This window comes from Nonlabens sp. (assembly GCF_039941875.1).
Lineage (GTDB): Bacteria > Bacteroidota > Bacteroidia > Flavobacteriales > Flavobacteriaceae > Nonlabens.
In genome coordinates this window covers 81525-104068 of sequence record NZ_JBDVDQ010000009.1, presented here as the reverse complement: position 1 = coordinate 104068, position 22544 = coordinate 81525, and the positions used below count along the sequence as shown (strand labels likewise).

28 protein-coding genes are annotated in these 22544 nt (G+C 34.9%); 17 read left to right on the top strand and 11 right to left on the bottom strand.

Annotated elements, in window-relative coordinates:
• Nucleotides 1-58 precede the first annotated feature (58 nt).
• Nucleotides 59-496, bottom strand: a complete 438-nt coding sequence (locus ABJF08_RS05720) for a hypothetical protein (RefSeq protein WP_348115117.1) — start codon at nt 494-496, stop codon at nt 59-61.
• A 190-nt stretch (nt 497-686) separates the two neighbouring features.
• On the opposite strand from ABJF08_RS05720, the gene ABJF08_RS05715 reads away from it, so the two are divergent.
• Both ABJF08_RS05715 and ABJF08_RS05710 read left to right on the top strand, forming a co-directional pair.
• On the top strand, nt 687-1283 hold the full coding sequence (locus tag ABJF08_RS05715; RefSeq protein WP_348115116.1) for a CvpA family protein: 597 nt from the start codon (nt 687-689) through the stop codon (nt 1281-1283).
• A gap of 136 nt (nt 1284-1419) precedes the next feature.
• On the top strand, nt 1420-2325 hold the full coding sequence (locus ABJF08_RS05710; protein WP_348115114.1) for a nicotinic acid mononucleotide adenyltransferase: 906 nt from the start codon (nt 1420-1422) through the stop codon (nt 2323-2325).
• Nucleotides 2326-2548: 223 nt separating this feature from the next.
• On the opposite strand, the gene ABJF08_RS05705 is transcribed toward ABJF08_RS05710, so the two are convergent.
• Nucleotides 2549-3424, bottom strand: coding sequence for an AraC family transcriptional regulator (locus ABJF08_RS05705; RefSeq protein ID WP_348115113.1), 876 nt, complete (start codon nt 3422-3424; stop codon nt 2549-2551).
• Between the two features lie 191 nt (nt 3425-3615).
• Here ABJF08_RS05705 and hemA point away from each other — a divergent pair, with 191 nt between their 5' ends.
• From hemA to ABJF08_RS05680, 5 genes are read left to right on the top strand one after another with little or no spacing between them, the layout of a single operon-like run.
• Entirely contained in the window at nt 3616-4869 is a 1254-nt protein-coding gene (hemA, locus tag ABJF08_RS05700) for a glutamyl-tRNA reductase (RefSeq protein WP_348115111.1), read from the top strand.
• 18 nt (nt 4870-4887) lie between these two features.
• Nucleotides 4888-5454, top strand: coding sequence for a hypothetical protein (locus ABJF08_RS05695; protein WP_348115110.1), 567 nt, complete (start codon nt 4888-4890; stop codon nt 5452-5454).
• Nucleotides 5455-5464: 10 nt separating this feature from the next.
• Nucleotides 5465-6418, top strand: a complete 954-nt coding sequence (hemC, locus tag ABJF08_RS05690) for a hydroxymethylbilane synthase (protein ID WP_348115108.1) — start codon at nt 5465-5467, stop codon at nt 6416-6418.
• 4 nt (nt 6419-6422) lie between these two features.
• A complete protein-coding gene (locus ABJF08_RS05685) occupies nt 6423-7373 on the top strand; it encodes a hypothetical protein (protein WP_348115107.1) in 951 nt (316 codons plus the stop codon).
• Nucleotides 7374-7412: 39 nt separating this feature from the next.
• Nucleotides 7413-7946 (top strand): 3-hydroxyanthranilate 3,4-dioxygenase, encoded by a 534-nt coding sequence (locus ABJF08_RS05680; RefSeq protein ID WP_348115105.1) that lies wholly within the window; start codon nt 7413-7415, stop codon nt 7944-7946.
• Between the two features lie 77 nt (nt 7947-8023).
• On the opposite strand, the gene ABJF08_RS05675 is transcribed toward ABJF08_RS05680, so the two are convergent.
• From ABJF08_RS05675 to ABJF08_RS05655, 5 genes are all read right to left on the bottom strand, one after another.
• A complete protein-coding gene (locus ABJF08_RS05675) occupies nt 8024-8605 on the bottom strand; it encodes a fasciclin domain-containing protein (protein WP_348115104.1) in 582 nt (193 codons plus the stop codon).
• A 265-nt stretch (nt 8606-8870) separates the two neighbouring features.
• Nucleotides 8871-9269 carry a hypothetical protein gene (locus ABJF08_RS05670; RefSeq protein WP_348115103.1) on the bottom strand — a complete coding sequence of 133 codons (399 nt, stop codon included), beginning with the start codon at nt 9267-9269 and terminating at the stop codon, nt 8871-8873.
• Between the two features lie 48 nt (nt 9270-9317).
• A complete protein-coding gene (locus tag ABJF08_RS05665; protein ID WP_348115102.1) occupies nt 9318-9713 on the bottom strand; it encodes a GTPase in 396 nt (131 codons plus the stop codon).
• A gap of 11 nt (nt 9714-9724) precedes the next feature.
• Complete coding sequence (pheS, locus tag ABJF08_RS05660; RefSeq protein ID WP_348115101.1) at nt 9725-10744, bottom strand: phenylalanine--tRNA ligase subunit alpha; 1020 nt, start codon at nt 10742-10744, stop codon at nt 9725-9727.
• Nucleotides 10745-10769: 25 nt separating this feature from the next.
• Complete coding sequence (locus ABJF08_RS05655) at nt 10770-11480, bottom strand: hypothetical protein (RefSeq protein WP_348115100.1); 711 nt, start codon at nt 11478-11480, stop codon at nt 10770-10772.
• Between the two features lie 190 nt (nt 11481-11670).
• Between ABJF08_RS05655 and ABJF08_RS05650 the strand changes: the two genes are divergently transcribed.
• From ABJF08_RS05650 to ABJF08_RS05635, 4 genes are all read left to right on the top strand, one after another.
• The gene (locus ABJF08_RS05650) at nt 11671-12621 is read left to right on the top strand and encodes an SPOR domain-containing protein (RefSeq protein WP_348115098.1); all 951 of its coding nucleotides are present in this window, start codon (nt 11671-11673) and stop codon (nt 12619-12621) included.
• A 29-nt stretch (nt 12622-12650) separates the two neighbouring features.
• Nucleotides 12651-13217 carry a GNAT family N-acetyltransferase gene (locus tag ABJF08_RS05645; RefSeq protein WP_348115097.1) on the top strand — a complete coding sequence of 189 codons (567 nt, stop codon included), beginning with the start codon at nt 12651-12653 and terminating at the stop codon, nt 13215-13217.
• Between the two features lie 76 nt (nt 13218-13293).
• Nucleotides 13294-14352, top strand: coding sequence for a hemolysin family protein (locus ABJF08_RS05640; protein WP_348115096.1), 1059 nt, complete (start codon nt 13294-13296; stop codon nt 14350-14352).
• A gap of 29 nt (nt 14353-14381) precedes the next feature.
• On the top strand, nt 14382-15110 hold the full coding sequence (locus tag ABJF08_RS05635) for a hypothetical protein (protein ID WP_348115094.1): 729 nt from the start codon (nt 14382-14384) through the stop codon (nt 15108-15110).
• Between the two features lie 2 nt (nt 15111-15112).
• Here ABJF08_RS05635 and ABJF08_RS05630 read toward each other — a convergent pair whose 3' ends face one another.
• The 3 genes from ABJF08_RS05630 to ABJF08_RS05620 form a co-directional block, all read right to left on the bottom strand.
• Nucleotides 15113-15775: an ATP-binding cassette domain-containing protein gene (locus tag ABJF08_RS05630; protein ID WP_348115093.1), complete on the bottom strand. Its 663-nt coding sequence runs from the start codon at nt 15773-15775 to the stop codon at nt 15113-15115.
• Nucleotides 15768-16076, bottom strand: a complete 309-nt coding sequence (locus ABJF08_RS05625; RefSeq protein ID WP_348115092.1) for a hypothetical protein — start codon at nt 16074-16076, stop codon at nt 15768-15770. The genes ABJF08_RS05630 and ABJF08_RS05625 overlap by 8 nt, the downstream gene beginning before the upstream one ends.
• Nucleotides 16077-16158: 82 nt before the next feature.
• The gene (locus ABJF08_RS05620; RefSeq protein WP_348115091.1) at nt 16159-16710 is read right to left on the bottom strand and encodes a hypothetical protein; all 552 of its coding nucleotides are present in this window, start codon (nt 16708-16710) and stop codon (nt 16159-16161) included.
• A gap of 231 nt (nt 16711-16941) precedes the next feature.
• Between ABJF08_RS05620 and ABJF08_RS05615 the strand changes: the two genes are divergently transcribed.
• Nucleotides 16942-17373 carry a hypothetical protein gene (locus tag ABJF08_RS05615; RefSeq protein ID WP_348115090.1) on the top strand — a complete coding sequence of 144 codons (432 nt, stop codon included), beginning with the start codon at nt 16942-16944 and terminating at the stop codon, nt 17371-17373.
• A gap of 29 nt (nt 17374-17402) precedes the next feature.
• On the opposite strand, the gene ABJF08_RS05610 is transcribed toward ABJF08_RS05615, so the two are convergent.
• The gene (locus ABJF08_RS05610; RefSeq protein ID WP_348115089.1) at nt 17403-18326 is read right to left on the bottom strand and encodes a histone deacetylase; all 924 of its coding nucleotides are present in this window, start codon (nt 18324-18326) and stop codon (nt 17403-17405) included.
• Nucleotides 18327-18509: 183 nt separating this feature from the next.
• Here ABJF08_RS05610 and ABJF08_RS05605 point away from each other — a divergent pair, with 183 nt between their 5' ends.
• The 5 genes from ABJF08_RS05605 to ABJF08_RS05585 all read left to right on the top strand — a co-directional run bounded on the left by ABJF08_RS05605 (nt 18510) and on the right by ABJF08_RS05585 (nt 22475).
• Nucleotides 18510-18851, top strand: coding sequence for a hypothetical protein (locus ABJF08_RS05605; RefSeq protein WP_348115088.1), 342 nt, complete (start codon nt 18510-18512; stop codon nt 18849-18851).
• 100 nt (nt 18852-18951) lie between these two features.
• Nucleotides 18952-19992 (top strand): transporter, encoded by a 1041-nt coding sequence (locus ABJF08_RS05600; protein WP_348115087.1) that lies wholly within the window; start codon nt 18952-18954, stop codon nt 19990-19992.
• A gap of 69 nt (nt 19993-20061) precedes the next feature.
• The gene (locus tag ABJF08_RS05595; protein ID WP_348115086.1) at nt 20062-20523 is read left to right on the top strand and encodes a hypothetical protein; all 462 of its coding nucleotides are present in this window, start codon (nt 20062-20064) and stop codon (nt 20521-20523) included.
• 131 nt (nt 20524-20654) lie between these two features.
• The gene (gene hflX, locus ABJF08_RS05590) at nt 20655-21869 is read left to right on the top strand and encodes a GTPase HflX (RefSeq protein ID WP_104514453.1); all 1215 of its coding nucleotides are present in this window, start codon (nt 20655-20657) and stop codon (nt 21867-21869) included.
• A 75-nt stretch (nt 21870-21944) separates the two neighbouring features.
• Nucleotides 21945-22475 carry a membrane lipoprotein lipid attachment site-containing protein gene (locus tag ABJF08_RS05585; protein WP_348115085.1) on the top strand — a complete coding sequence of 177 codons (531 nt, stop codon included), beginning with the start codon at nt 21945-21947 and terminating at the stop codon, nt 22473-22475.
• The last annotated feature ends 69 nt before the right edge of the window (nt 22476-22544 follow it).

The window sequence follows — 22544 nt, the reverse complement described above, 5'->3', positions numbered from 1 at the left end:
CAGATTTTAAAATCTGTGCCGTTTTTTCGTTCCAAATAGGGTGGTGGAGTGTCAGTCCTTATGGTATAATCGCATCTAGAACAACACATAGCTCACCTTCTAGGCCGTTTGTGGTCACTACGTCAAATCTGAATTCATCTCCTACTGCAGTTCCGGATCGCTGGCAGGTTACAGCTACCGTATAATTAGTATTACCTAATCCTAGTGTACCACCGTCGCTAGAGTTAGCTGTTACTGCCTTAGTAAGTAACCATATATTACCAGGGTTAGTCGTTTCATAAATCTCTATTTCTGGTATGCCATTACCACTACCGTTAAGAAAAAGTTCGGTAGTTAATTGTGATTCTGGGATAAGTGTTTGTGTAGTACCGTCAAAGAAGGTAAGACCTTCATAAGTACACACGTTTTGATTGTCTGCCATTCCATCATCATTATCACAACTAAAAAGTAGGACGGATATAAAAATTAAAAGGGATGTTTTAAATAACTGTTTCATGAGTAAGTTTATTAAATGAGTATGTAATTGAGATGTGGAAATTAATTATAACCACTTGTTAAATCTACACTCAATAGATATGCACTCACTCTCGTACTATGAAAGGCGCACTTGATTAGTTTAAATGCGTAAAGACTATCTCATCGCAAGTATGGTTTCCCTTAACAGCAATTTTAACTAACTTAGCCCGATGAATTGGTTAGATATAATTATTTGCATTGTTTTATTGATAGGTCTGTATAAAGGTTATTTAAACGGCTTTTTTGTAGAACTTACATCTTTAATAGCGCTGGTAGCAGCTATTTATGGATCTATTTATTTTTCTAACTATGCAGGTGACTGGTTGCGAGAACAGGTGCAGTGGGATGATGTTTATATTACCATCGCTAGTTTTATAATTACTTTTCTAGTCATCATATTGGTAATTACTTATGTAGGTAAATTGATTACCAAGGTGATTAAAACCGTTAACCTTAGTTTTATTAATAAGCTAGCTGGTGCCGCTTTTGGATTGGTGAAAATGGGATTTCTTGCCAGCGTGATTTTAATGTTTATTAATTCGGCTAGTGGTGAGTTTCATATTATAGGTAAAGATATTAAGGAAAAAAGCATCGTTTATGAGCACGTAGAACCGCTTGCTCCATTCTTATTGCCCAAAATTCTTGAAGAGGCAGACCGTGTAGACAGACAGTTACGTGGTGAAGATCCCATAAAAGTTGATGAAAATGAAAATCAGGAACAAGATCTAGAGCAACCTAAAGATTCTACAGGGTTTAATATATTCTAGAGTTTTATTTTTTAATTCTTAGACTATTTTTATTCCGCTTTCGCGAAAGCGGAACTATCAAAACGCTTTAAATCAGTAGTTTAAAATTACGGCATGGTTTTAGAAAACCACTTAGTAACTTTTAAATATTACTATTATGAAAGCAATAACTACTTTTTTAGCAACTGCATTACTAGCTTTTTCAATAACGAGCTGTGATACAGAAATAGTGATAGGTGACGGATTTAACACTCCTACACTAAATGAGGTACTTGCTTCTAACGAGGTGTGGTACGTAGATTTAAACAGTACGCAAGGAATGCCTAACGTGCCGTTTATGACCAGAGCGTTTACCTTAAGTTTTGATTTTGGTACGGTGTATGCAAATAATAACCTAGTAGGAGTAGGAAGTGCGGGCGCAGGACTAGGAATCGATGTAGGTTCTTATAATGCTATTAATAATCAACTCGCTATTCTTCATGATATAGATGGGTTGCATGATTTTGAGGTTATAGTCAGGGCATACGACCGTTTAGAATTAAGAGATTTGCATAACAATACGCGATATTTTCTAGATGGTTATGACAGGTCAAATTTTGATTATGATCAGTTGTTTTATGATAATGTGCAGTATTTTTTACAGGAATATCAAGCTTGGGAAAAAGTGTATACTAGTAATGTGGGCGCTATCAATGATTTTGACAGAGAAAATTACCTGAGATTTTTCCCAGGAAATAATGAAGATATTTTTGAAAGTTCTAGAGATAGAAACGGACTAAGTTCAAGTAGTTTGTTTTGGGACTTTAGCGGAGATTATGCGGTCCGTGATCAGTCTCCTGGAAGTATTAACAAGCAATTAACGTTGGGTTATGATTTTATATGGAATGATTATTTCGATCTTTACATCGTGGATGATAACACCATAGAATTGTATCATATCGATAGTGGTACCACTTATAGATTTAAAGGTCGTGGTTACATACAATTAAAGAATACATCTACCGTTAGTAGTGTAAAAGATAGAATGCTCGATTATAATAGAGCAGTGAAAAATATAAAATAATCAGGTAAAACTGATTTAAGATTTGGTTGGTTGGAAGCCGCCTGTTGAGCAGTCTTTGCTCGCAGGCGGTTTTTTTTTATTCCATGTTTCCGTTTCCCAGCTCTAAAGTGTGCGGATACATTTATTTTTTATTTGGATTATGAGAAAGCTCATCCTTTAGGGCTGGGGAAAAGGTTTTGCAATATGTTAGATTTTAAAAACTTTTACTTTTTCAAGTTTATTCCTATTTCCCAGAAATATATTTCTTAGGTGTCGTACCATATTTCTTTTTAAAAGCACTTATAAAATGACTACCAGTAGAGTAGCCTACCTTTAAACCTACTTCGTTTACGTTGTGCTGACCGCTATCGAGCAACTGGCGAGCATAATCCATTTTATGACTCAATGCAAAACCAAAAACGGTATCACCGTATACCTCTTTAAAACCTTCCTTTAATTTTTTAAGTGATAGACCTATCTCTAGAGCAAGTTCTTGCAAAGAAGGCAGGTCTGTCATGCGTTCTATTACTATTTCTTTTGCATGTTTTATTTTGCGCATATTTTCCTCGTCAGCTAGAAATGGACACGCCTCTAGATTTGCTTCTTCTTCGGTATTAAAATATAAAGAAAGCAACTCATAGGACTTACCTTTAAAGTATAACTGTTTTATGGTGTCGTTGAGGTTGTAATTCATTAATTGGTGTAATGCAACTGCCATAGATGGAGATATTTTCCCGTCTACGTAATATTTTTTATCCTTATTATCGGCACTTAAAAAACTAACATGTTGTGCATCTGGAGAAAATAAGGAGTGAAATTTTTTAATAGAAACCAGTACAGAAATAAACCACGTATTAGGCGCTATGCTCAAGTCCATAGGTAAATCTCGTGATGGGTTATAGAGCAAGTATGAGTTTTGTTCTTTTAAGTCTAGTTTATAGCTACCTTCATTAAAAGCAAGTTGTACATTTCCTTTGATACAGTAATGAAATTGTAAAAAGCTGCTATCTACATGATGTGAGAAAGTTGTTTTTTCTGCGCTATCGTTTTTTATACGTATCACGTGAAAACCTTCTTCTATGATGGTTATTTCTCCAGCACCTTTAGCGATGTTTTCCATTTTTATTGTTATTTAAAACGACTCTAAATAAGTGTTGTTCCGCTTTCGCGAAAGCGAGATAAGCACTATCAATAGTCTATTATACAGTTTGATAAGGCAAAGATAACTCATAGCGACGAAAAAGGATCGTTAAGCGTTATTTTTAAAGCTAATCCTCTATTAATTTTGCCGACTACTACAGAAAGTTATTTATGGCCGCGGCAGCAGCAACACATTTCACATTTTACGCAATAGGAATCAGTTACCGCAAGGCAGACGCTATCACGCGTGGCTCATTCTCATTGAGTGCAGACGCTGTTGATAACCTGCTGGTACAGGCAAAGGCAGAAGGTATTCCTTCTCTTGCTGTTATCTCTACTTGTAACCGTACAGAATTGTATGGATTTGCTCAACACCCTTTTCAATTAATTAAACTGTTGTGTGAGCATTCTCATGGAACGGTAGAAGAATTTGAGAAAATAGCTTACATATATAAAAATGAAGCTGCAAACGACCATCTTTTTACAGTAGGTACTGGTCTAGATAGTCAGATTTTGGGTGACTTTGAAATTATAGGTCAGCTTAAAATGTCATTTAAGAAATCAAAATCTTATCAATTGATCAATCCATATATGGAGCGATTAATTAATGCTGTTATACAAGCTAGTAAACGTATTAAAACAGAAACCGATTTAAGTAGTGGTGCGACATCTGTTAGTTTTGCTAGTGTACAATATATTCTAGAGAATTTTGAAAAAGGATCTAATCAAAATATAACTTTGTTCGGTACTGGTAAAATTGGACGCAATACTTGTGAGAACCTTATTAAGCATACTGATAATAAGGAGATTACTCTTATTAATAGAACAAAGGATAAAGCAGAGCGTATTGCAGGTAAATTTGACCTAGTCGTAAAGGATTATGCGCAATTAGAAGAGCAAATTGCTCAAACAGATATTCTTATTGTTGCCACTGGAGCACAAAATCCTACGGTCTCTAAAGATCTTATATTTACCAATAAGCCTTTATTGATTTTAGATCTTTCTATACCTAAGAATGTTAATGAGAATGTCAAGGAGTTAGGAAATGTTAGCTTAGTGCATCTAGATGAGCTTTCTAGAATTACTAATCGCACGCTTCAAAATCGCGAGAATTTTATACCACAAGCGCATCAAATTATCAAAGAGATACATAGCGAGTTTAAATTATGGCAAGAGTCACGTCGTTTTGCACCTACTATGAATGCTCTAAAAACAAAACTGTCTACTCTTAAAGAAGCAGAAATTAAAAGTAATAGGACTAAGATTAGCGATTTTAATCAAGAGCAAGCAGATCTTATTGCTGATAAAATTATACAGAAAATAGCAGGTCATTTTGCAAATCATTTGCGCAATGAAGAAGAAAGTACGGAAGAGGCTATCGAGTTACTGAATAAGGTTTTTAAGCTAGAGCAAATAAATTCCTAATAACCGCAGATTCTGGTTATGGGAATACTCTCAAATATTCAAGAGTTTATTAATGCAAACTTCGTTCGTCTGGGCTTTGTAATTATTCTATTTATCTACTTCTTATCGTTACTACCAAGAATATCTGGTAAGATAGCCTTACAAATAATGAGATTTTTGATTCTAATTAACTGTACATTCAGTTGGTTACTGGTAATCACTTCATTCTTTACGGACCAGGTAGTTTTTAGCTTAAATAGATTAAGCGGTCCTTATTCTTCTTTCTATATAATAATGTTGTTAGGAAGTTTGATTCTTCCTTTAGTATTATTTATTCCTAAGATGGGCAGTAAAGTATGGATTCTTTTCCTTGTAAGTCTCTTATCTAATATAGGTTTTTGGATGGAGTGTTGGGTTATTATGGTGACTTCTATACATCGCGATTATTTACCACCTACGCACTCTGCTGAGATAGATCTTATGTTAGGTACACAAGCATTAGTTTTAGCTCATTCCTTATTTATTGCAGTTATATTTGTGCTTTTAGGAACATGGTTAGAAAACCGCGCTGAAAAACTTAAAATGAAAACCACATTTTTTAAATAGATTTAAAAGTATGTCTAGTATAATAAGAATAGGAACCAGAGATAGTGAGCTTGCTATGTGGCAAGCAAAAACAGTGCAAGCACAGCTAGAGGCTTTGGGGCATAAAACGATCTTACATCCCGTAAAATCTCAAGGAGACCTCAATTTAACAGAGCCTTTATATGAGATGGGTATCACTGGTATTTTTACTAAAACACTAGATGTGGCGCTGGTAAAAGGAGAAATAGATATTGCCGTGCACAGTTTAAAAGATGTTCCTACACAATTGCCTAAAGGAATGGTCCAAGCAGCGGTTATGGAACGCGCGTCTTCTAAGGATATTCTGGTTTATAAAAGTAATTTTAATCCAGATGAAGAGACTACTATCGCAACTGGTAGTTTGCGTCGTAAATCACAGTGGCTGGACTTATACAGTCATCATAATGTAGTGGATCTACGTGGTAATGTGAATACACGATTATCTAAGTTACATGCTAATAATGAATGGAGTGCTGCCATATTTGCCAAAGCTGGTCTAGATCGCATAGGTCTACTAGCAAAATTAAAAGCAAATTACGGTTTTGAATATACCGACCTCGATAGCTTTATCCCTGCGCCAGCACAAGGTGCTATGATGATTACAGCTATGGGTAGCAATAAAGAAGTTTTCACAGCTGTAGCTGCGCTTAACCATGAGCAGACTGCTGTGTGTGTAGATATGGAGCGTGCTTTCTTGCGCGATCTAGAAGGAGGTTGTACCGCGCCTATAGGTGCAATTGCTGTTGTAAAAGAAGATCAGCTATCTTTTAAAGGTACGTTGATGAGTCTCGATGGTAAGCAACGTATAGATGTAAACGATTCCATGCCTTGGTTTGATAATATAGATAAAGATGCATGTATCGCTTTCGCGAAAACGCAATCTCAAAAAGTGTTATCACAAGGAGGAAAAGAATTAATGGCAGAGATTAAAACAGAGTTAAAATAACTATATGAAAAAAGTATTCCTCGTATTGCTATTATTGATTGCCACTAGTTGTGGACAGTCTGGGAATACGGACCGTGTTATTGACGGTAAAGCTGTTGATTATATACCTGAAAATCAAGAGATAAAAGCTAATGAAGAAGTAGATTATACGGCTATAGCTTCTCAAAAAGCTGGTATAGATTGTAATGATGTTTATCATAGGTTACGTTTTAATGCAAAGCAATTAGATTCTATAATTTCACTTATCGTAGAACAGAATATGGGTACGCCGCAAGTGAACACTCAATTTCTGAAATCGTTGTCAAAAATTGAAGATAATGAATATGAGTTTTCAAAACCTATTGCTGCAATTATTGGTGAGAGTAATACTGAAGCTGGTATTTATGAAGATTTTCAACACGCTAAAACTCAAGATGGATACAGTGTTTCTAATAAAGGATATCGTTTTTTTAAAGATAAAAATGTAGAATTTCCATTTGCAGAATTTCTTAGTTATGAGTGGGATGATACTATTTCAACGCATGCAGAACATAACAATTCATTATTTATACATTCTATTGATTCTAGGTTTGAAGCGAAAGTAGATTCTATTCACTTATATATGGATGAATGTTTAGAATATGTGAAATATTCATTCTCCAGTAAAGATGAAAAAAAATTGATGATCGGCAGTCCGTTTAAATTAGAATTAGAATATAATAATTATCAAAATATTGATAAGTTAATAGCTGCTTCATTTAGTGATTCATGTCTAGATTGTCCTGCAGAATTAGAAAGTTATAAAACATTTGCAACTTTAAAAGGCTATCCAAGTGTGTACTTTACGTACAATGATAATTGGGACGATAACGGTAAATTATATGCTCCTGGGCGTTCTTTAATTTGGGTAGATGGAAAAGATATTAAGGTCTTATGGAATGTGTATGCAGATCAATTTGGTTGCCCTTGCTTATAATAATTACGTACCTTTAAACTCCTAAAAAACGATAAATAAATGGCTATTCAAGCACCTTTTAACCTTAATAAGTGGATAGAAGATAATAGAGATCTTTTAAAGCCACCAGTAGGCAATAAGAATTTGTATAAAGATGCCGGTGATTATATAGTAATGGTAGTGGCAGGTCCTAATGCTCGTAAGGATTACCACTATAATGAAACTGAAGAGCTTTTCTACCAGCTAGAAGGGAATATAGAAGTTCACATTCAAGAAGATGGTAAGAAGCGTACTATGAAGCTAGGTCCTGGAGATATGTATCTGCATCCTGCTAAAGTGCCTCATTCTCCTGTACGTCATGAAAACTCTATAGGTCTGGTAATAGAACGTAAGCGGTTAGAAGCTGGTGCGATAGATGGTTTATTATGGTATTGCGATAATTGTAATCACAAACTGCACGAGACATTTTTTACTCTAGAAGATATAGAAAAGGATTTTCAGCCTCGTTTTAGAGAGTTTTATGCAAGTGAGGAATTGCGTACCTGCGATAATTGTAACACGACTATGCCTACAGATCCTAGATTTGTCGAGTAAGAAGGTTTAGTTTTAATAATAAAAAAAAATCCCAAACTTTATAAGTTTGGGATTTCTTGTAAAATATAAATAGGGATTTACATTTTAGGTAGTAATACGGCGTCTACTACGTGTATAACTCCGTTAGATTGAGCTACATCGGCAATAGTAACTGTTGCGCTACCACCGTTTGCGTCAGTTACAACTACTTTGTCACCTTTAAGAGATAAAGTAAGTTCAGATCCTGCTACTGTTTTTACAGCTGCTTTTCCGTTGTTCTTTTTAATTAACGCAACCACATCTGCTGCATTAAATTTTCCTGCGATGACATGGTAAGTAAGAATACCTTGTAATTTTTCTTTGTTTTCTGGTTTTACAAGAGTTTCTACTGTTCCTGCCGGTAATGCTTCAAAAGCGGCATTAGTTGGTGCAAATACAGTAAAAGGTCCTTTACTAGATAATACATCTACTAAGTCTGCAGCTTTTACAGCAGCTACTAGAGTTGTGTGGTTTTTTGAGTTCACAGCGTTCTCTACAATTGTTTTAGAAGGATACATTTCAGCACCACCTACCATTACTGTTTTTTCTTTCATCATTTTACCCTCTTGAGCAAATGCGGACTGTCCTGCAAATAATGCAACTGCTACGAGCGCTACGCTCAAAAAATTTGACTTTTTCATAATTGTTTGTTTTAGTTATGTCGTTAATACGTATGATATACTAGGTTAGTATGCGTGTGGTTTTCTAACTAACGTGTTTTAACGCTCTATTAACCTAAAACGGTATTTTTTAAGACACTTTGTGAAAAACAAATGATTTTAATCAAAAACACCTTAATTAAATATTAATTAAGGTGTTTAAAGTATTGTAAATAAGTCAATTGCAACTATTTTTAGCAGTGTAGATTGATCCTCATGATGAGGTTATGATGAGAAATATAGAGATTTAAGAAAGTAATATCCCTTCTTCTTTCATTATAGGTAAAGCAGTGAATCGGTCCTCGCTTATAGAGTGTGGTGCAGCGGTAAATACCTGATCATATAAAGTAGGTCCAATAAAATAGGTGAGAATAAACTCATTTGTAAATGGAAATACGTCTTCCATGATTAGTTCTACTTTCAACGCAGATTTTGCAGCGACTAGTTTAAAAGCGTGTCTAAATGTAGAAGTCTTGCGACCGTCTTCATGTTTACCACGACTCATGATCATGATAGATTCAATAGGTTCTAGACCATCATTAATTAAATATACGATCCAGTCTTGTGCTGTTTTTTCTTTATTGTCTTCTTTTACGATAGCGATGTAAACGTCCTTTACCACTGGTACAACGATGTCTTTTTTCATAAATTCATGTATTGATTAGTATCTATAAAAGATAGTATGACAGCCTTATTAAATGACTTTCATTTTAGATTCTAGCGCATTAATAAGGTCTGGTGTGGTGGTAATTTTATTCATTTCACCTGCGCTCATAAAAATTTCAAAACCAGAATCTGTCTCAGGAGTTTTTAAAAGAATACAAGGGTATTCATATTTAGGCAACCACTTTGAGGCATATTCTTTCTCAAATTCATCTATGTGTAAGAACTTTAATTCTATCGATGGATAAGTGTTAGTTACGCTTTCGCGAAAGCGTGCCCATTCTGCATTTTCTTTAAAAATACCATAAGTAAGATCGCAAAGTCTGCACTCATAAGTTTTGGGACTTATTATTTTATGCGCGCTATCTAGCCATGCGTTAAGCTTACCAGAATTTGCATTGTAAACAAAAATGAGTTCTGATTTCACGATACTAATTTTTATAAAGCGTTAGAAAATTGCTTCAAGAAACGTACATCGTTTTCAAAGAACATACGTATATCTCCTATTTGATATAGCAACATCGCGATACGTTCTACACCCATACCAAATGCAAAACCACTATATTCCTCTGGATCGATACCACAGTTAGTTAGTACAGCAGGATCTACCATACCACAGCCGCCTATTTCTAGCCAGCCTGTACCTTTTGTTATTTTATAATCAGTTTCTGTTTCTAGACCCCAATAAATGTCTATCTCGGCACTAGGTTCTGTAAAAGGGAAATAAGATGGACGCAAGCGTATTTTAGACTTACCAAACATTTCTTGAGTGAAATACAGTAAAGTCTGTTTCATGTCTGCAAAGCTTACATCTTTATCTATGTAAAGTCCTTCTACCTGATGAAATATACAGTGTGCACGAGCACTTATCGCTTCATTACGGAAAACACGACCTGGAGAAATAGTTCTTATAGGTGGTTTGTTGTCTTCCATATAACGCACTTGTACACTAGAGGTGTGCGTTCTTAATAATACGTCTGGATCTGTCTGAATGAAAAATGTGTCTTGCATATCACGAGCTGGGTGATGTGCAGGCAAGTTAAGTGCTGTAAAATTATGCCAGTCATCTTCTATTTCTGGACCTTCACTTACATTAAAGCCTATACGAGAGAACACTTCGATGATTTGGTTTTTTACTATAGATATAGGGTGTCTGGCACCTATTTCCATAGGGTAAGCGGTACGTGTAAGGTCACCATAAATACCAGCTTCCTCTTCCTTAGATTCTATAGTTTCTTTTAGAGATTCAACCTTTTCTTTCGCCTTTTCTTTAAGTTCATTGATCGCCTGACCGAATGCTTTCTTCTGCTCGTTAGGAACCTCCTTAAACTTTGCAAATAAGTCCTTGAGTAAACCTTTACTACCTAGGTATTCAATTCTAAAAGCCTCGATAGACTCTTTAGAATCTGCTTTAAAGGCTTGTACTTTCTCAATATGTTCTTTTACTTTATCCAGCATGATCTCACGTTATAAGCTGGCAAATTTAATCATTTTTAAGGTGCTTTCTAGTCATATATCGCTCAGAATTCTCGTTGTCCATATAAATGTATCGCATTAAGAAAAACACCGCGATACCGCCGAAGGTGTGCCACAACCAGTGAGTACCCATATATAGAAACTCTATGTCGTATTTTTTATCTAGAGTTCTAAAAGAAACTGCGGTTATAAAGGAGAATAAAGCAAATGCTATAAATTTAAAATGCTTCCATTTATGACGGTAGGCATATAGAAAAATAGGAAGTAATACCGCAATCGCAGTACCTATGTAACCTATAGAATTGCGATAACCTTTAGGTATAGGTAATATTCTAGGGATAATGTTAAGTCCTAAGATGGTTAGACCTAATGCGATCTTTTCCCAAATACTTACAGGAGACCTAAATATGAAATATAGGGAGCAGGCAAAACATAGCACGACTATGGGAACCCAATCTAATAAGAGCCAAAACTCATCACTGCGAGTGGCGTGATAGATGGTACCGCCTATAAATCCTGCTAGAAAGACAGGCATACAACAAAATAAAAACCAGTGTTTCTTTTCTGACCTATAAATTAAAATACTAAAATATATAATGGAGGCAAGAAAAACAAGATTACTAGCCGTATTGAATGGCTCCACTGGAAACCGTCCCATTATGGTTTCTTTATATATAGGACCGCTATCATTTACTTGTTGCAGCAAGAAGTTGATCATTTGTAGGCTGTTTTTTGGAACAAATAAAGGGTTTTTGATAGGTATTTACGGTTAAATGAATGTAAAAAGTTACGCTTTCGCGAAAGCGGAAACGTTAAAAATTAATGAGTTAGATACGTTGTCCTCAATTTCTTAATAACTAGTTACACCAACTGCTTGATCGTTTTGTTTTAATTTTTATGTTTGTGACATGCAAATCGCTACTTACATATCAGATTTATTGTACCGCCACGAGTGTGTAGTTGTTCCAGGTTTTGGAGCTTTTATCTCGCGTCGCGTTCCTGCACAACATTTTGCTAGCAGTCATACTATTTATCCACCTAAGAAAGGATTGAGTTTTAATGCTCAAATTCAACAAAATGATGGGTTACTGGCTAACTATATATCAAGTGTTGCAAATCTGACTTATGATGAGTCTGTTCAAAAAATACGTAATTATGTACGTTTTCTAGATTTAGAAATGGACAAAAATGGTTCAATAACCATACATAAAGTAGGTCGTTTTTCTCGTAATGAAGAAAAAGCATTACAGTTTACACCTATGTATCTGGTTAACTATTTACCAGAAGCTTTTGGACTTACTTCTCACGAGACATTTGCGATCGATAGACTTCCAGATACACCATTAGCAGTTGGAGAAGAAGAGGTCGTAGAAGATGAAGTTGCTGTTGTAGAGTTAGAAACTGCTAAAACTAATTCTGGTTCTTGGATACGCTATGCTGCGGCAGGTGTTATTCTTTTAGGATTAGGTCTTGGTTTTAAAGGTTATCAATCTCAAGTAAAGATAGACGCTCTAGCAGTAGAACAGTTAGCTGCTGATGAAGTAAATTCTACTATAGAAAGTGCGAGCTTTTTAATTAATGAACCTTTACCGACTATAACTTTAGATGTAGCTCCGTTAACAAAAAACTTTCATGTAGTTGCTGGCGCTTTCCGTGATCCTGCAAATGCAGATAAGCGTGTTGCTCAATTAAAACGTAAAGGTTTTGATGCAAAACGTATAGGTGTTAATTCTTATGGTCTCCATAATGTAGCATTTTCTAGTTTTGTAGATCGTGATGATGCAACTAATGAGCTTAATAAGTTAAGAGCTTTAGGTTTTGATAAGGCATGGTTATTTACTGGTAGCTTACCTAAATAAGTTTTCAATTACTTTTATCTTTTTATAATATGAGCTACCTACTTGCAGGAGAATCTACGGTGCGTTCTACTTTCAGACTCTTGAAGAGAGGAGATTATCAAACCTGGTTACCTATATTTAAACAAGAGGATACCGGTCGGTTTCTAGGCATGAAGCATGGCCTAACTGCCCAAGAACAGTGTGATGTGTGGTTTGAAAAAGCTTTCTGGCGTTATGAGAAAGGTACCAGCGGTATGAATGTGATGATCCATAAAGATACTAGCGAATTTATAGGTCAGGCTGGTTTATTAGTTCAGACTGCAAACGGATTAAAACGACTGGAAGTAGGATATTCTATTTTACCTCATTTTTGGAAACAGGGTTTTGCAAAAGAGGCTGCGGTAAGGTTGAGAGACCTTGCGTTTGAAAGAGGATACGATAAGAGTTTCGGTGACAGTCTTGTTTCTGTTATTCATGAAGAAAACATAGGTTCCATAAAAGTAGCATTGCACAACGGTATGTCTCTAGAGGCGGACTATATAGATAGTACAATTACCGATCGGTTTCTAGTTTATTCTATTACTAGGAAAAAGTGGGAGCAAATTAAAAAGGGCTAAGAAATAAGGTCTTAATAACAAATTAATAATCACAGCAGTAGAATTGTTTATTTTTACGTGATCAAATCAACTTATCATGACATTACTTATTATCTATGCCGTTGTTTCTATTTTCTTCTCATTTCTGTGTTCTATACTAGAAGCAGTTTTGTTAAGTGTCACAGGAACATTTGTTAAGGTAAAGGAGCAGGAAGGTGCTTCTTATATTTCTTCTTTGAAAACATTAAAGGAAGATGTAGATAAACCATTAATCGCTATTCTTACTTTAAATACACTAGCGCATACGGTAGGTGCTATTTTAGTTGGTGTACAAGCTGAAGCGTTAGTAGGAGAAGGTTATCGTGCTGACGTTTTTGGAATACCGCTAGTAGGTGTGGTGTCTGCTATCATGACGGTATTAATTTTAGTGGTTTCTGAGATAATTCCTAAAACTATAGGAGCAACTTACTGGAAAGGTCTTGCTGGTTTTACAACACGCGCTCTTAATATTATGATTTTCCCATTAAAATGGACTGGGATTTTATGGGTACTCCAGTTAACAACAAAGGCTATAGGTAAAAGTGCACACATGAATTCAATGACTCGTGAGGACTTCGTCGCGATCACTGAAACAGCAGAGCAAGAAGGAGTTTTTGAGCCTACAGAAGGTCAGTATATTAAAAGTTTAATGAATTTTAATAGCATTATGGTTCAGGATATCATGACACCTAGATCTGTGATGTTCATGGCACCACAAACGATGCTTATTAGAGATTTCTTTGATCAAAATCAAGATTTAAGATTTTCTCGTATTCCTGTATTTGGCGCAAACAGAGATGATATCAAAGGTTATGTACTGAAAGACCATATACTGTCTGACATTATAAATGATAAACCAGCAAATACACTTGAAGACCTAAGAAGGGAAATCACAATGGTACCAGCTAGTTTGCCTATTCCACAGTTATTTGAAACTATGATAGCTACTAAAGAACATATCGCACTTGCTGTAGATGATTTTGGTAGTATTCAAGGTGTGGCTACTATGGAAGATGTTATAGAGAGTATGTTAGGTCTTGAGATTATGGATGAGAGTGATAAAGTAGAAGACATGCAACAACTTGCACGCAAGAATTGGGAAAAGCGTAATAAGTAATACTAGTAGTTGCTTTTAAATCTTGATAAATGATTTTTTATTACCTAACCATTGCCATACAAATATTTTGCTGCTATCATGCTTATAAGAATAGAAGTGAAGTATATTGGTATGCGATCATATTTCTTCTTCCGGTTATAGGATGTCTCATTTATCTAGTGCTTAATGTACTCAAGAAGAAGGACGCTCAAGTAATTACAGAAGAGATTACTACAGTCATTAATCCAACTAAAAAGATCAACGATCTTATTAATAAAGTGAAGTTTTCTGACACCTTTGCAAATCGTGTCGCATTAGCTGATGCTTATTTTAATAAACAAGAATATCAGAAAGCACTAGATAATTACGAAACTGTTTTGGGCGGTGCTCACAAGAATGATGCTTATGTGCAAGAGCAGCTAGTTATAACTCATTATCATCTTAAAAACTATGAAAAGGTTATCGAGGTTGCTAGATCTTTAAAACCCAATTCAGAGTTAAGAGCGTCCAAGGTTCATTTCTTCCTTGGGTTATCTTATAAAGAACTCGGTAAATTAAACAATGCCGAAAAGCAATTGAGATCTCTCGATGTTAGATATTCTCATTATCCAGAACGACTAGTTCTAGCTCAATTTTTAATAGATCGCGAGAAACCACAGGCAGCAAAAGAACTTATAGAAGAACTTCTTACCGAATACAGTCACATGAGTAAGCCTAATGTAAAGTTGCATAGAAATACTTTTGCCGAAGTGAAAAGACTTCATAGCACTCTAACTTAAATTTATATATAAAGATTGTTTTTTAAATCCTCTTCATTTCTCACGACTACTAGCGTAGATTCTTTAAGGACATAACAAGAGTCTGACATCTCGAGAATATTCCCATAGTAATGATCACTCATCAGAATACCTCTTCTAGGTTTTACTGTTTTGATAATTTCTTTTACACGTTCTATTTGAATAGGTGCTAGCATAGAAAACGGCTCGTCCAGTAGGATAAATGGTCGGTCTGTATGTATGACTAACATGAATTCAAGAAATCTTCGCTCTCCTAATGAGAGTGAATTTACTTTGGTATGATGTATTTTATGAATCATAGGTTCATATAAAATCTTATCCTGATCTTCAGGATCTGGATACCACATTTGTACAGCGTCTACGACTGTTTTAGCAGCTATCATAAATGGATCTTGAGGTAAATAAGCTACTAACTGGTGTTTTAAATGATCTGTTAATTGGATCGCTTTACCATTATAATGAGCTATGCTGTTTATTTTTAATTTTCCAAAAATAATATTCATTAAGGTAGATTTTCCACAGCCATTTCTACCCAATAAGCCTGTGACTTTACCTTTCTCTAACACTATATCTATATGGGAAAGCAAGGCGTTTTTCTGCCAAAAACCTTCTTTAGAGTTGTTTAGTTGTACACGTAATCTAGACATATAGCAACTCTATTAAAACGATTAATAAAGCAGCGATAATAGCAATGATTATATGTGTTACGTAAGCAAACGTATAGCGTTGTAAATTTGAAATAGCAAGATTTTGAAAAACGTATTCTTCACGTTTATGAATAATGCGTTGTCCGATAATACCAACTATAAAGCCGGCAGTAAGAAAAATAAATAGGCTAGTGTAATAATCGGTAATAGTTCTAGCAAGTGCTAGACTTAGAAATGAAAAGCAACTATTGTAAAGCATTATACGCCAGGTGAACCAGAGATTGATTTTATGGTACCACATGCGTTAATTAAATCTTTTTAGGTTAGTATGAAAGCTTTTATTTTTAACGCTTTAATTAACGGTCTATTATTTTGAAACAGAATTACTTTTTAAAACTTTCTAAAATCTCTTGATACGTTTTAGTGTTGTTAGGATTAGATTCTAAATACTCATAAACCTGTCCTATCACATTTTTTGATGCACCTAATTCCTGAAAAAGGTTGATGTCTTGACTCCAGTTTTTCAGACTTCCTTTGCGCGTTGCAAGAGTTTCAGAAAGTAAAGTAATTTTCTTTACTTGTGTAAATCCGCTTGTTGCTTTTATTTTTTCTATTTGAGTGAATAGATCTTCAAAAGTTAATTGCTCTATTTGCTTCTCTTTGGTCATCTTGCGTAACATGGCAGACATGGACTCCATGCGGCCAAAGAATTTTACATCAAAATCATCTAAACCACATTCTTTTAATCGGCTTATTTCTTTTCTTAGACTAGATTCATCCTGAAAACTTCCATTGATTAAAAAATCTAATTTGCTACTCAATAATATTTTACAATTATCAGTTAATGGCAATTCTACTGTAGTCTCTTGTTCTTGAGCATTACTCAAAAAGGTGATGAAAATAAATAGAAAAATAAAAGGCAGTCTGGTCTTCATAATGTAATTAACGATGCTTTTGCAAAGTTCGCATATCTTAAGACAAAGAAAGTGCCAAAACTTTTATTTTCCATAAAATTTAATTTGAAACTTAGAAAAGACCAATTGATTTGATTTATTCCATGAAGAAACATATGTTGTTTTTAAGTATATATTTAATAATGTCTAGTATTTTAGTTATTTAATTAAGAATATGTTAAATTTAAGGCTCAACCTTTAAATATTTGACTTATGGCTTACTCTACTAAACCTAAAATTTGGTTTTGGATCGTTGCGATCCTTTTTCTAGTTTGGAATCTTATGGGTGTCGGAGCATGGTCTGCCGAGACTATGGCAAGTACAGAAACCCTTATGGAGAATTATACGGCCGAACAAGTCGCTTTTTATTCCAGTTTTCCAATTTGGTACACTTGGGCATATGGGATAGCAGTATTTACAGGCGTATTTTGTTGTGTAGCGCTATTGTTTAAAAGAAAGCAAGCTGTTATGCTGGCTTTGGTTTCTCTACTTGCAGTCGTTATTTGTAGAGTTTATGACCTTTCTGTAGATTCATGGAATATGATGGAAACCGTAGATCGTACTTTCTTTATAATAGTCCCTGTATTATCTGTATTGCTTTGGTTATTTACTCGTAATATTAAAGCAAAAGGGTGGCTCAAATAAATCATTAGCCACGTCTTTTTGGCGTGGTTTTAAATAAAAATCTCCCGTGCGACCCTAAAAGTATTGGCATGTGCCTCGATTATGGTTTTTATTTCTGGAGAATAACCGCCACCCATACTGCATTGTACAGGTATGAAAGAATCTTTTTTTGATCTCGCTTTCGCGAAAGCGGATAACGCAAATTCATCTCGTTTTTTACAACCTTCTAGACTCATACTTAGTCTTCCTAATTTATCGCTTTCTAGGACATCTACACCGCATAGGTAAAATATAAAATCTGGTTTTTCTTGATGGATGAGATCTGGTAAGGTGTTTTTAAGTTCGTTGAGATAATAGTCGTCACCTGATCCATCTGGTACAGCTATGTCTAAATCTGATAGTTCTTTTTTAAATGGATAATTTCCCGCACCATGCATGGAAAATGTAAATACGCTGTCGTCATTTTGAAATATTTGAGCAGTACCATTACCTTGATGCACATCTAGATCTACAATTAGAATTTTATCAGCAAAATGATGGTGTTGCAAGTAACGTGCAGCGATAGCCTGATCATTTAATAAACAAAATGCTTCTCCATGATCGGTATAAGCATGGTGTGTACCTCCTGCTATATTCATAGCAATGCGGTGATCGTATGCCTTAAGACATCCATCTATGGTGCCTTGGGCAATTCTCAACTCGCGCTCTACTAATAGGGCGCTGAATGGAAAGCCAGTTTTTCTAATGGCTTTCTTATCTAAAGTAAGTTCTTTTAAATCTTTAAGATACTGATCGGTATGCGCCCTTAAAACATCTATATCAGGACATAGTTTACTAGGTTCAAAAAAGTCTGATGCGATTGCTGTGCCTTCATGCAGTAATTGTTGCGTTAACAATTCATATTTAATCATGGGAAAGCGATGTCTTTCTGGTAACATATGCTGGTAGATAGGATGATAAGCTATAGGAAACAATGAAGGTGTTTTTAAGTTATTTATAGTACTTTCAAAAATAAGTCTAAGTAAGGGGAATAGGATTACATCTATTTGAAATTTAAAACCTATTTATTTTAACGACCACTTACTGTCAATTATCTTTGCGATAAATAGTATTTTATCAAATCACTTTTTGCAATTTTAATGTTACTAACTTTTGCCATGCGACCAGCATATCAGGCGAGTTATTACCTCTATTTTCAAATGAATATAGATGTAATAGTGGCAAAGTATTGTGTAAATAAAGAAAGACCGCAATTAAAATGCAATGGTAAGTGCCACCTGAATAAGCAAATCACCCTTGCTACTCAAGAAGACGCTGGTGCAAATTTTAAGACCGTACAGCTAGCAAATGCTTTTTACCCACTTTATTTTCAGGTAATAGATAATGATTATTCTTTACTTGTTTTTGGTGATATTATTCAAAATAACTTCAGTTATCATAATTCTTACAGGTACTCCAGGTCCTGGAGTTATAATCCGCCTCCTAGGTTACTTTCTTAATTACTTCAGTTTTACTTACTATATACCATCTCTTTGATGGAATATTCTCTTAATTACTTGTGCCTCTAAAAGAAATAGGCACGAGTAGAAATATATTACTATGAAAAAATTTCAATTTATAGCTGTACTACTTGCTGGTATGTCAGCTTTCGCGCAAAGCGATAACAACACAACATCTACAGAACACACTTACAATGGTAACCGACCGGATGGTCATGCGCCTATTAATGTAATGGGTGACCATACACATGGCAAGGGAGAATTTATGTTCTCTTATAGATTTGCCACAACTACCATGAAGGATTTAAAAAGAGGTAGTGAAGATGTTTCTTTTGAGAGTGTTTTACTACCTAACGGTGGTGATTATATGGTTACTCCTACAGAGATGACTATGAATATGCACATGTTAGGAGCTATGTATGCGCCTACAGATAAGTTAACGCTTATGGCAATGACTATGTATATGGATATGAGCATGGAGCACTTAACTGCTACGGGAGGTACTTTTACTACAGAGTCTAGTGGATTAGGAGATACATCTCTATCTGCATTATACCAGTTTTTTAAGAAGCCTACTTATAAGTTACATGCACAATTAGGAGTATCTATTCCTACAGGCTCTATAGATAGTGAAGATGTGACTCCTGCAAGTATGGGTAACGATGTTGTTTTACCTTATCCTATGCAGGTAGGTAGCGGTACTTATAGCGGTATTCTTGCGGTTACTTATTTAGGACAAAGCAAGAATTTTTCTTGGGGATCTCAAATGAGAGGTGAAAAAAGATTTAGCGATAATGATAATGGTTATACACTAGGTGATCGTTTAAACTGGAACAACTGGGCTGCTTATAAGGCTACAGATTGGTTAAGTGTCTCTACACGTATAGAAGCCGTTAAGGTAGAAGATATTGACGGCGCAAATCCTGATTTGAATCCGTTAATGGTTATAACAGCAGATACTCGTAATTCTGGTGGTAGCTGGTTAAATGGTGGATTAGGTGTTAATCTTTATGCGCCTTCTGGATCATTAAAAGGTTTTAGACTAGGCTTAGAGTATAGCTTACCTATTGTGCAAGAGTTTAACGGTGTACAACTTAAGAATCAAGACATGTTTACTGCAGGATTGCAGTATGCATTTTAATTTATATCTAGAATAATCACAATCTATTGATTAGATTGTAGTTATTCTATTAACTTTGAAAGAAAAACTATGAAAAATTCAATTTATATTTTATTACTAGCTGTTCTAACTCTTACCTCATGTAAGAACGAGCCTAGTAAAGAAGAGGTGGCATTACAAAAGCAAATAGAAGCCTATGACCTTCTTATGACTGAGGCGATGGATGTACATGACGAGATCATGCCTAAAATGGGAGAGCTTATGGAGCTTAAAGGAGAACTAGTTGCTAGTAAAGAAGGTGCTGAGTTAAGTGAAGATCAATTAATGAAGTTAGATGCAACTGCAGGTAACTTAAAAGCATCTCACGACGGTATGATGGACTGGATGGCAGACTATTCTGAGAAATTTCCTTATGGTGAACCATCTCCAGAGACTAAAGCTGATCTTGATAAAAAAATGCCAGTTTTAGAACAAGAAGTGGTAGAGATTAAAGAATTAAGAGATCACACGATGACGGCGATTACTAATGCTAAAGAAATTTTAGCTAACTAATTAGAATTTTATCTATTTTAAAAGTCGCATTATCAGCTGGTAATGCGACTTTTTTCATTTCATAAGCTCTTATTAAATAGTATGCTCGCTTTAAGGGAAAAAAGTATCTTTGTTATAGTCTAAAAATCTTTATGTTAGAATTAGAAAATCACGAATACGAAAAAGCAATCCTCGTAGGTGTTGTTACTCAACAACAAAATGAAGACAAGCTTAATGAATACATGGATGAGTTAGAGTTTCTAGCTTATACCGCTGGTGCAACCGTTAGTAAACGTTTTCATCAAAAAATGCAAAAACCCAATCCTAAAACTTTTGTAGGAAAGGGTAAAATGGAAGAAATCGCAGCCTATGTACAATCACATAATATAGGCACCATTATTTTTGATGATGAGCTTTCTCCATCTCAGCAAAAGAACATTGAAAAAATTCTCGAGGCAAAAATTATTGATAGAACTTATTTGATTCTAGACATATTTGCACAACGAGCACAAACCAGTTATGCACGTACTCAAGTAGAACTGGCGCAATATGAATACCTCTTACCTCGATTAGTAGGACTATGGACACACCTTGAAAGACAAAAAGGTGGTATAGGAATGCGTGGTCCTGGAGAAACAGAAATAGAAACCGATAGACGTATTGTACGTGATCGCATCACGTTACTTAAGAAAAAACTCCTGACTATCGATAAGCAAATGTCTACACAACGTGGTAATCGTGGTGCATTAGTTCGTGTAGCGTTAGTCGGTTATACGAATGTTGGAAAAAGTACGTTGATGAATACCGTTGCAAAAAGTGAGGTATTTGCAGAAAATAAACTCTTTGCAACATTAGATACTACGGTACGCAAAGTAGTGCTGCGCAACATGCCTTTTTTATTAACAGATACGGTAGGGTTTATAAGAAAACTGCCTACACAGCTGGTAGAGTCTTTTAAATCTACGTTAGATGAAGTTCGAGAATCTGATTTACTGCTTCATGTAGTAGATATATCTCATGAATCTTTTGAAGATCATATTGCTTCTGTAAATAGAATTTTGGGAGAAATAGATGCGACCGATAAGCCTATGATCATGGTTTTTAATAAAATTGATGCTTACAAGGCTCAAGATTATGACGAAACCGATTTAATGGAAGAGCGTACTTCTGCTCATTACTCATTAGAAGAATGGCGTGAAACATGGATGGCAAAAATGGGTGAAAACGTGATCTTTATTTCAGCTACCGAAAAAGAAAATATGGATGATTTCCGTAAGAAAGTATATGATCGTGTTCGTGAGATTCACGTGAAGCGTTTTCCTTATAACGCATTTTTATATCCTGAATACGTAGAGGAAGAAGAGTGATAGAAACTATTATTTATAATTAAAAAGGGTGGAGTTAATTCCACCCTTTTTATATTTAGGTGTTAAAGTTGCCTTATGAAAAAAGTCATTTATGCACTAGTACTACTAGTAACCTTAAGCTCGTGCCAGAAAAAAGAAAGAGCACAAACGTTTATTGGAGAAGAATTGAAAACTATGGAAGATAGAAAAGCATTTCTTCAAAAGGTGTTTGAATCTGACCAAGAGGTTAGAGAAGGTCTATCTGAAACTGAACTAAGTGAAAAAGAGTACTACGATAGAATGAATAAAGCAGATGATGTTAATCTATCTAAAATCAAATGGTATCTAGATAACTATGATTACCCAAGTAAAAAGGTGTTCAATGAATCTCAATCTATGATTCCTGCCTTAGTAGTTCATCATTCTTTTGAGCCTAATATTAGGAGAAAAATGTATCCTAAATTCAAGAAGGCTTATGATGTAAATAATTTGGATTCAGATTTTTTCGCCCTTTATCTTGGTAGACTTTTTGAAATTGAAAACGATACATATTTTAGAATGCAAAGTCCTTATAGTATTGAAGATCAAATAACGACTCTTATTGATACTTTAAAATTAGAAAATTAAACTATAGGCTGCTATAGAAAAGAGAGGTATTCATTAAACCATTTTTGATAAGAGCAAAGGATAAAATCA

Coding starts and splice junctions, on each gene's coding strand:
- ABJF08_RS05720 (WP_348115117.1), bottom strand. CDS start 496: ATGAAACAGTTATTTAAAACATCCCTTTTAATTTTTATATCCGTCCTA.
- ABJF08_RS05715 (WP_348115116.1), top strand. CDS start 687: ATGAATTGGTTAGATATAATTATTTGCATTGTTTTATTGATAGGTCTG.
- ABJF08_RS05710 (WP_348115114.1), top strand. CDS start 1,420: ATGAAAGCAATAACTACTTTTTTAGCAACTGCATTACTAGCTTTTTCA.
- ABJF08_RS05705 (WP_348115113.1), bottom strand. CDS start 3,424: ATGGAAAACATCGCTAAAGGTGCTGGAGAAATAACCATCATAGAAGAA.
- hemA (WP_348115111.1), top strand. CDS start 3,616: ATGGCCGCGGCAGCAGCAACACATTTCACATTTTACGCAATAGGAATC.
- ABJF08_RS05695 (WP_348115110.1), top strand. CDS start 4,888: ATGGGAATACTCTCAAATATTCAAGAGTTTATTAATGCAAACTTCGTT.
- hemC (WP_348115108.1), top strand. CDS start 5,465: ATGTCTAGTATAATAAGAATAGGAACCAGAGATAGTGAGCTTGCTATG.
- ABJF08_RS05685 (WP_348115107.1), top strand. CDS start 6,423: ATGAAAAAAGTATTCCTCGTATTGCTATTATTGATTGCCACTAGTTGT.
- ABJF08_RS05680 (WP_348115105.1), top strand. CDS start 7,413: ATGGCTATTCAAGCACCTTTTAACCTTAATAAGTGGATAGAAGATAAT.
- ABJF08_RS05675 (WP_348115104.1), bottom strand. CDS start 8,605: ATGAAAAAGTCAAATTTTTTGAGCGTAGCGCTCGTAGCAGTTGCATTA.
- ABJF08_RS05670 (WP_348115103.1), bottom strand. CDS start 9,269: ATGAAAAAAGACATCGTTGTACCAGTGGTAAAGGACGTTTACATCGCT.
- pheS (WP_348115101.1), bottom strand. CDS start 10,744: ATGCTGGATAAAGTAAAAGAACATATTGAGAAAGTACAAGCCTTTAAA.
- ABJF08_RS05655 (WP_348115100.1), bottom strand. CDS start 11,480: ATGATCAACTTCTTGCTGCAACAAGTAAATGATAGCGGTCCTATATAT.
- ABJF08_RS05650 (WP_348115098.1), top strand. CDS start 11,671: ATGCAAATCGCTACTTACATATCAGATTTATTGTACCGCCACGAGTGT.
- ABJF08_RS05645 (WP_348115097.1), top strand. CDS start 12,651: ATGAGCTACCTACTTGCAGGAGAATCTACGGTGCGTTCTACTTTCAGA.
- ABJF08_RS05640 (WP_348115096.1), top strand. CDS start 13,294: ATGACATTACTTATTATCTATGCCGTTGTTTCTATTTTCTTCTCATTT.
- ABJF08_RS05635 (WP_348115094.1), top strand. CDS start 14,382: ATGATTTTTTATTACCTAACCATTGCCATACAAATATTTTGCTGCTAT.
- ABJF08_RS05630 (WP_348115093.1), bottom strand. CDS start 15,775: ATGTCTAGATTACGTGTACAACTAAACAACTCTAAAGAAGGTTTTTGG.
- ABJF08_RS05625 (WP_348115092.1), bottom strand. CDS start 16,076: ATGTGGTACCATAAAATCAATCTCTGGTTCACCTGGCGTATAATGCTT.
- ABJF08_RS05620 (WP_348115091.1), bottom strand. CDS start 16,710: ATGAAGACCAGACTGCCTTTTATTTTTCTATTTATTTTCATCACCTTT.
- ABJF08_RS05615 (WP_348115090.1), top strand. CDS start 16,942: ATGGCTTACTCTACTAAACCTAAAATTTGGTTTTGGATCGTTGCGATC.
- ABJF08_RS05605 (WP_348115088.1), top strand. CDS start 18,510: ATGCGACCAGCATATCAGGCGAGTTATTACCTCTATTTTCAAATGAAT.
- ABJF08_RS05600 (WP_348115087.1), top strand. CDS start 18,952: ATGAAAAAATTTCAATTTATAGCTGTACTACTTGCTGGTATGTCAGCT.
- ABJF08_RS05595 (WP_348115086.1), top strand. CDS start 20,062: ATGAAAAATTCAATTTATATTTTATTACTAGCTGTTCTAACTCTTACC.
- hflX (WP_104514453.1), top strand. CDS start 20,655: ATGTTAGAATTAGAAAATCACGAATACGAAAAAGCAATCCTCGTAGGT.
- ABJF08_RS05585 (WP_348115085.1), top strand. CDS start 21,945: ATGAAAAAAGTCATTTATGCACTAGTACTACTAGTAACCTTAAGCTCG.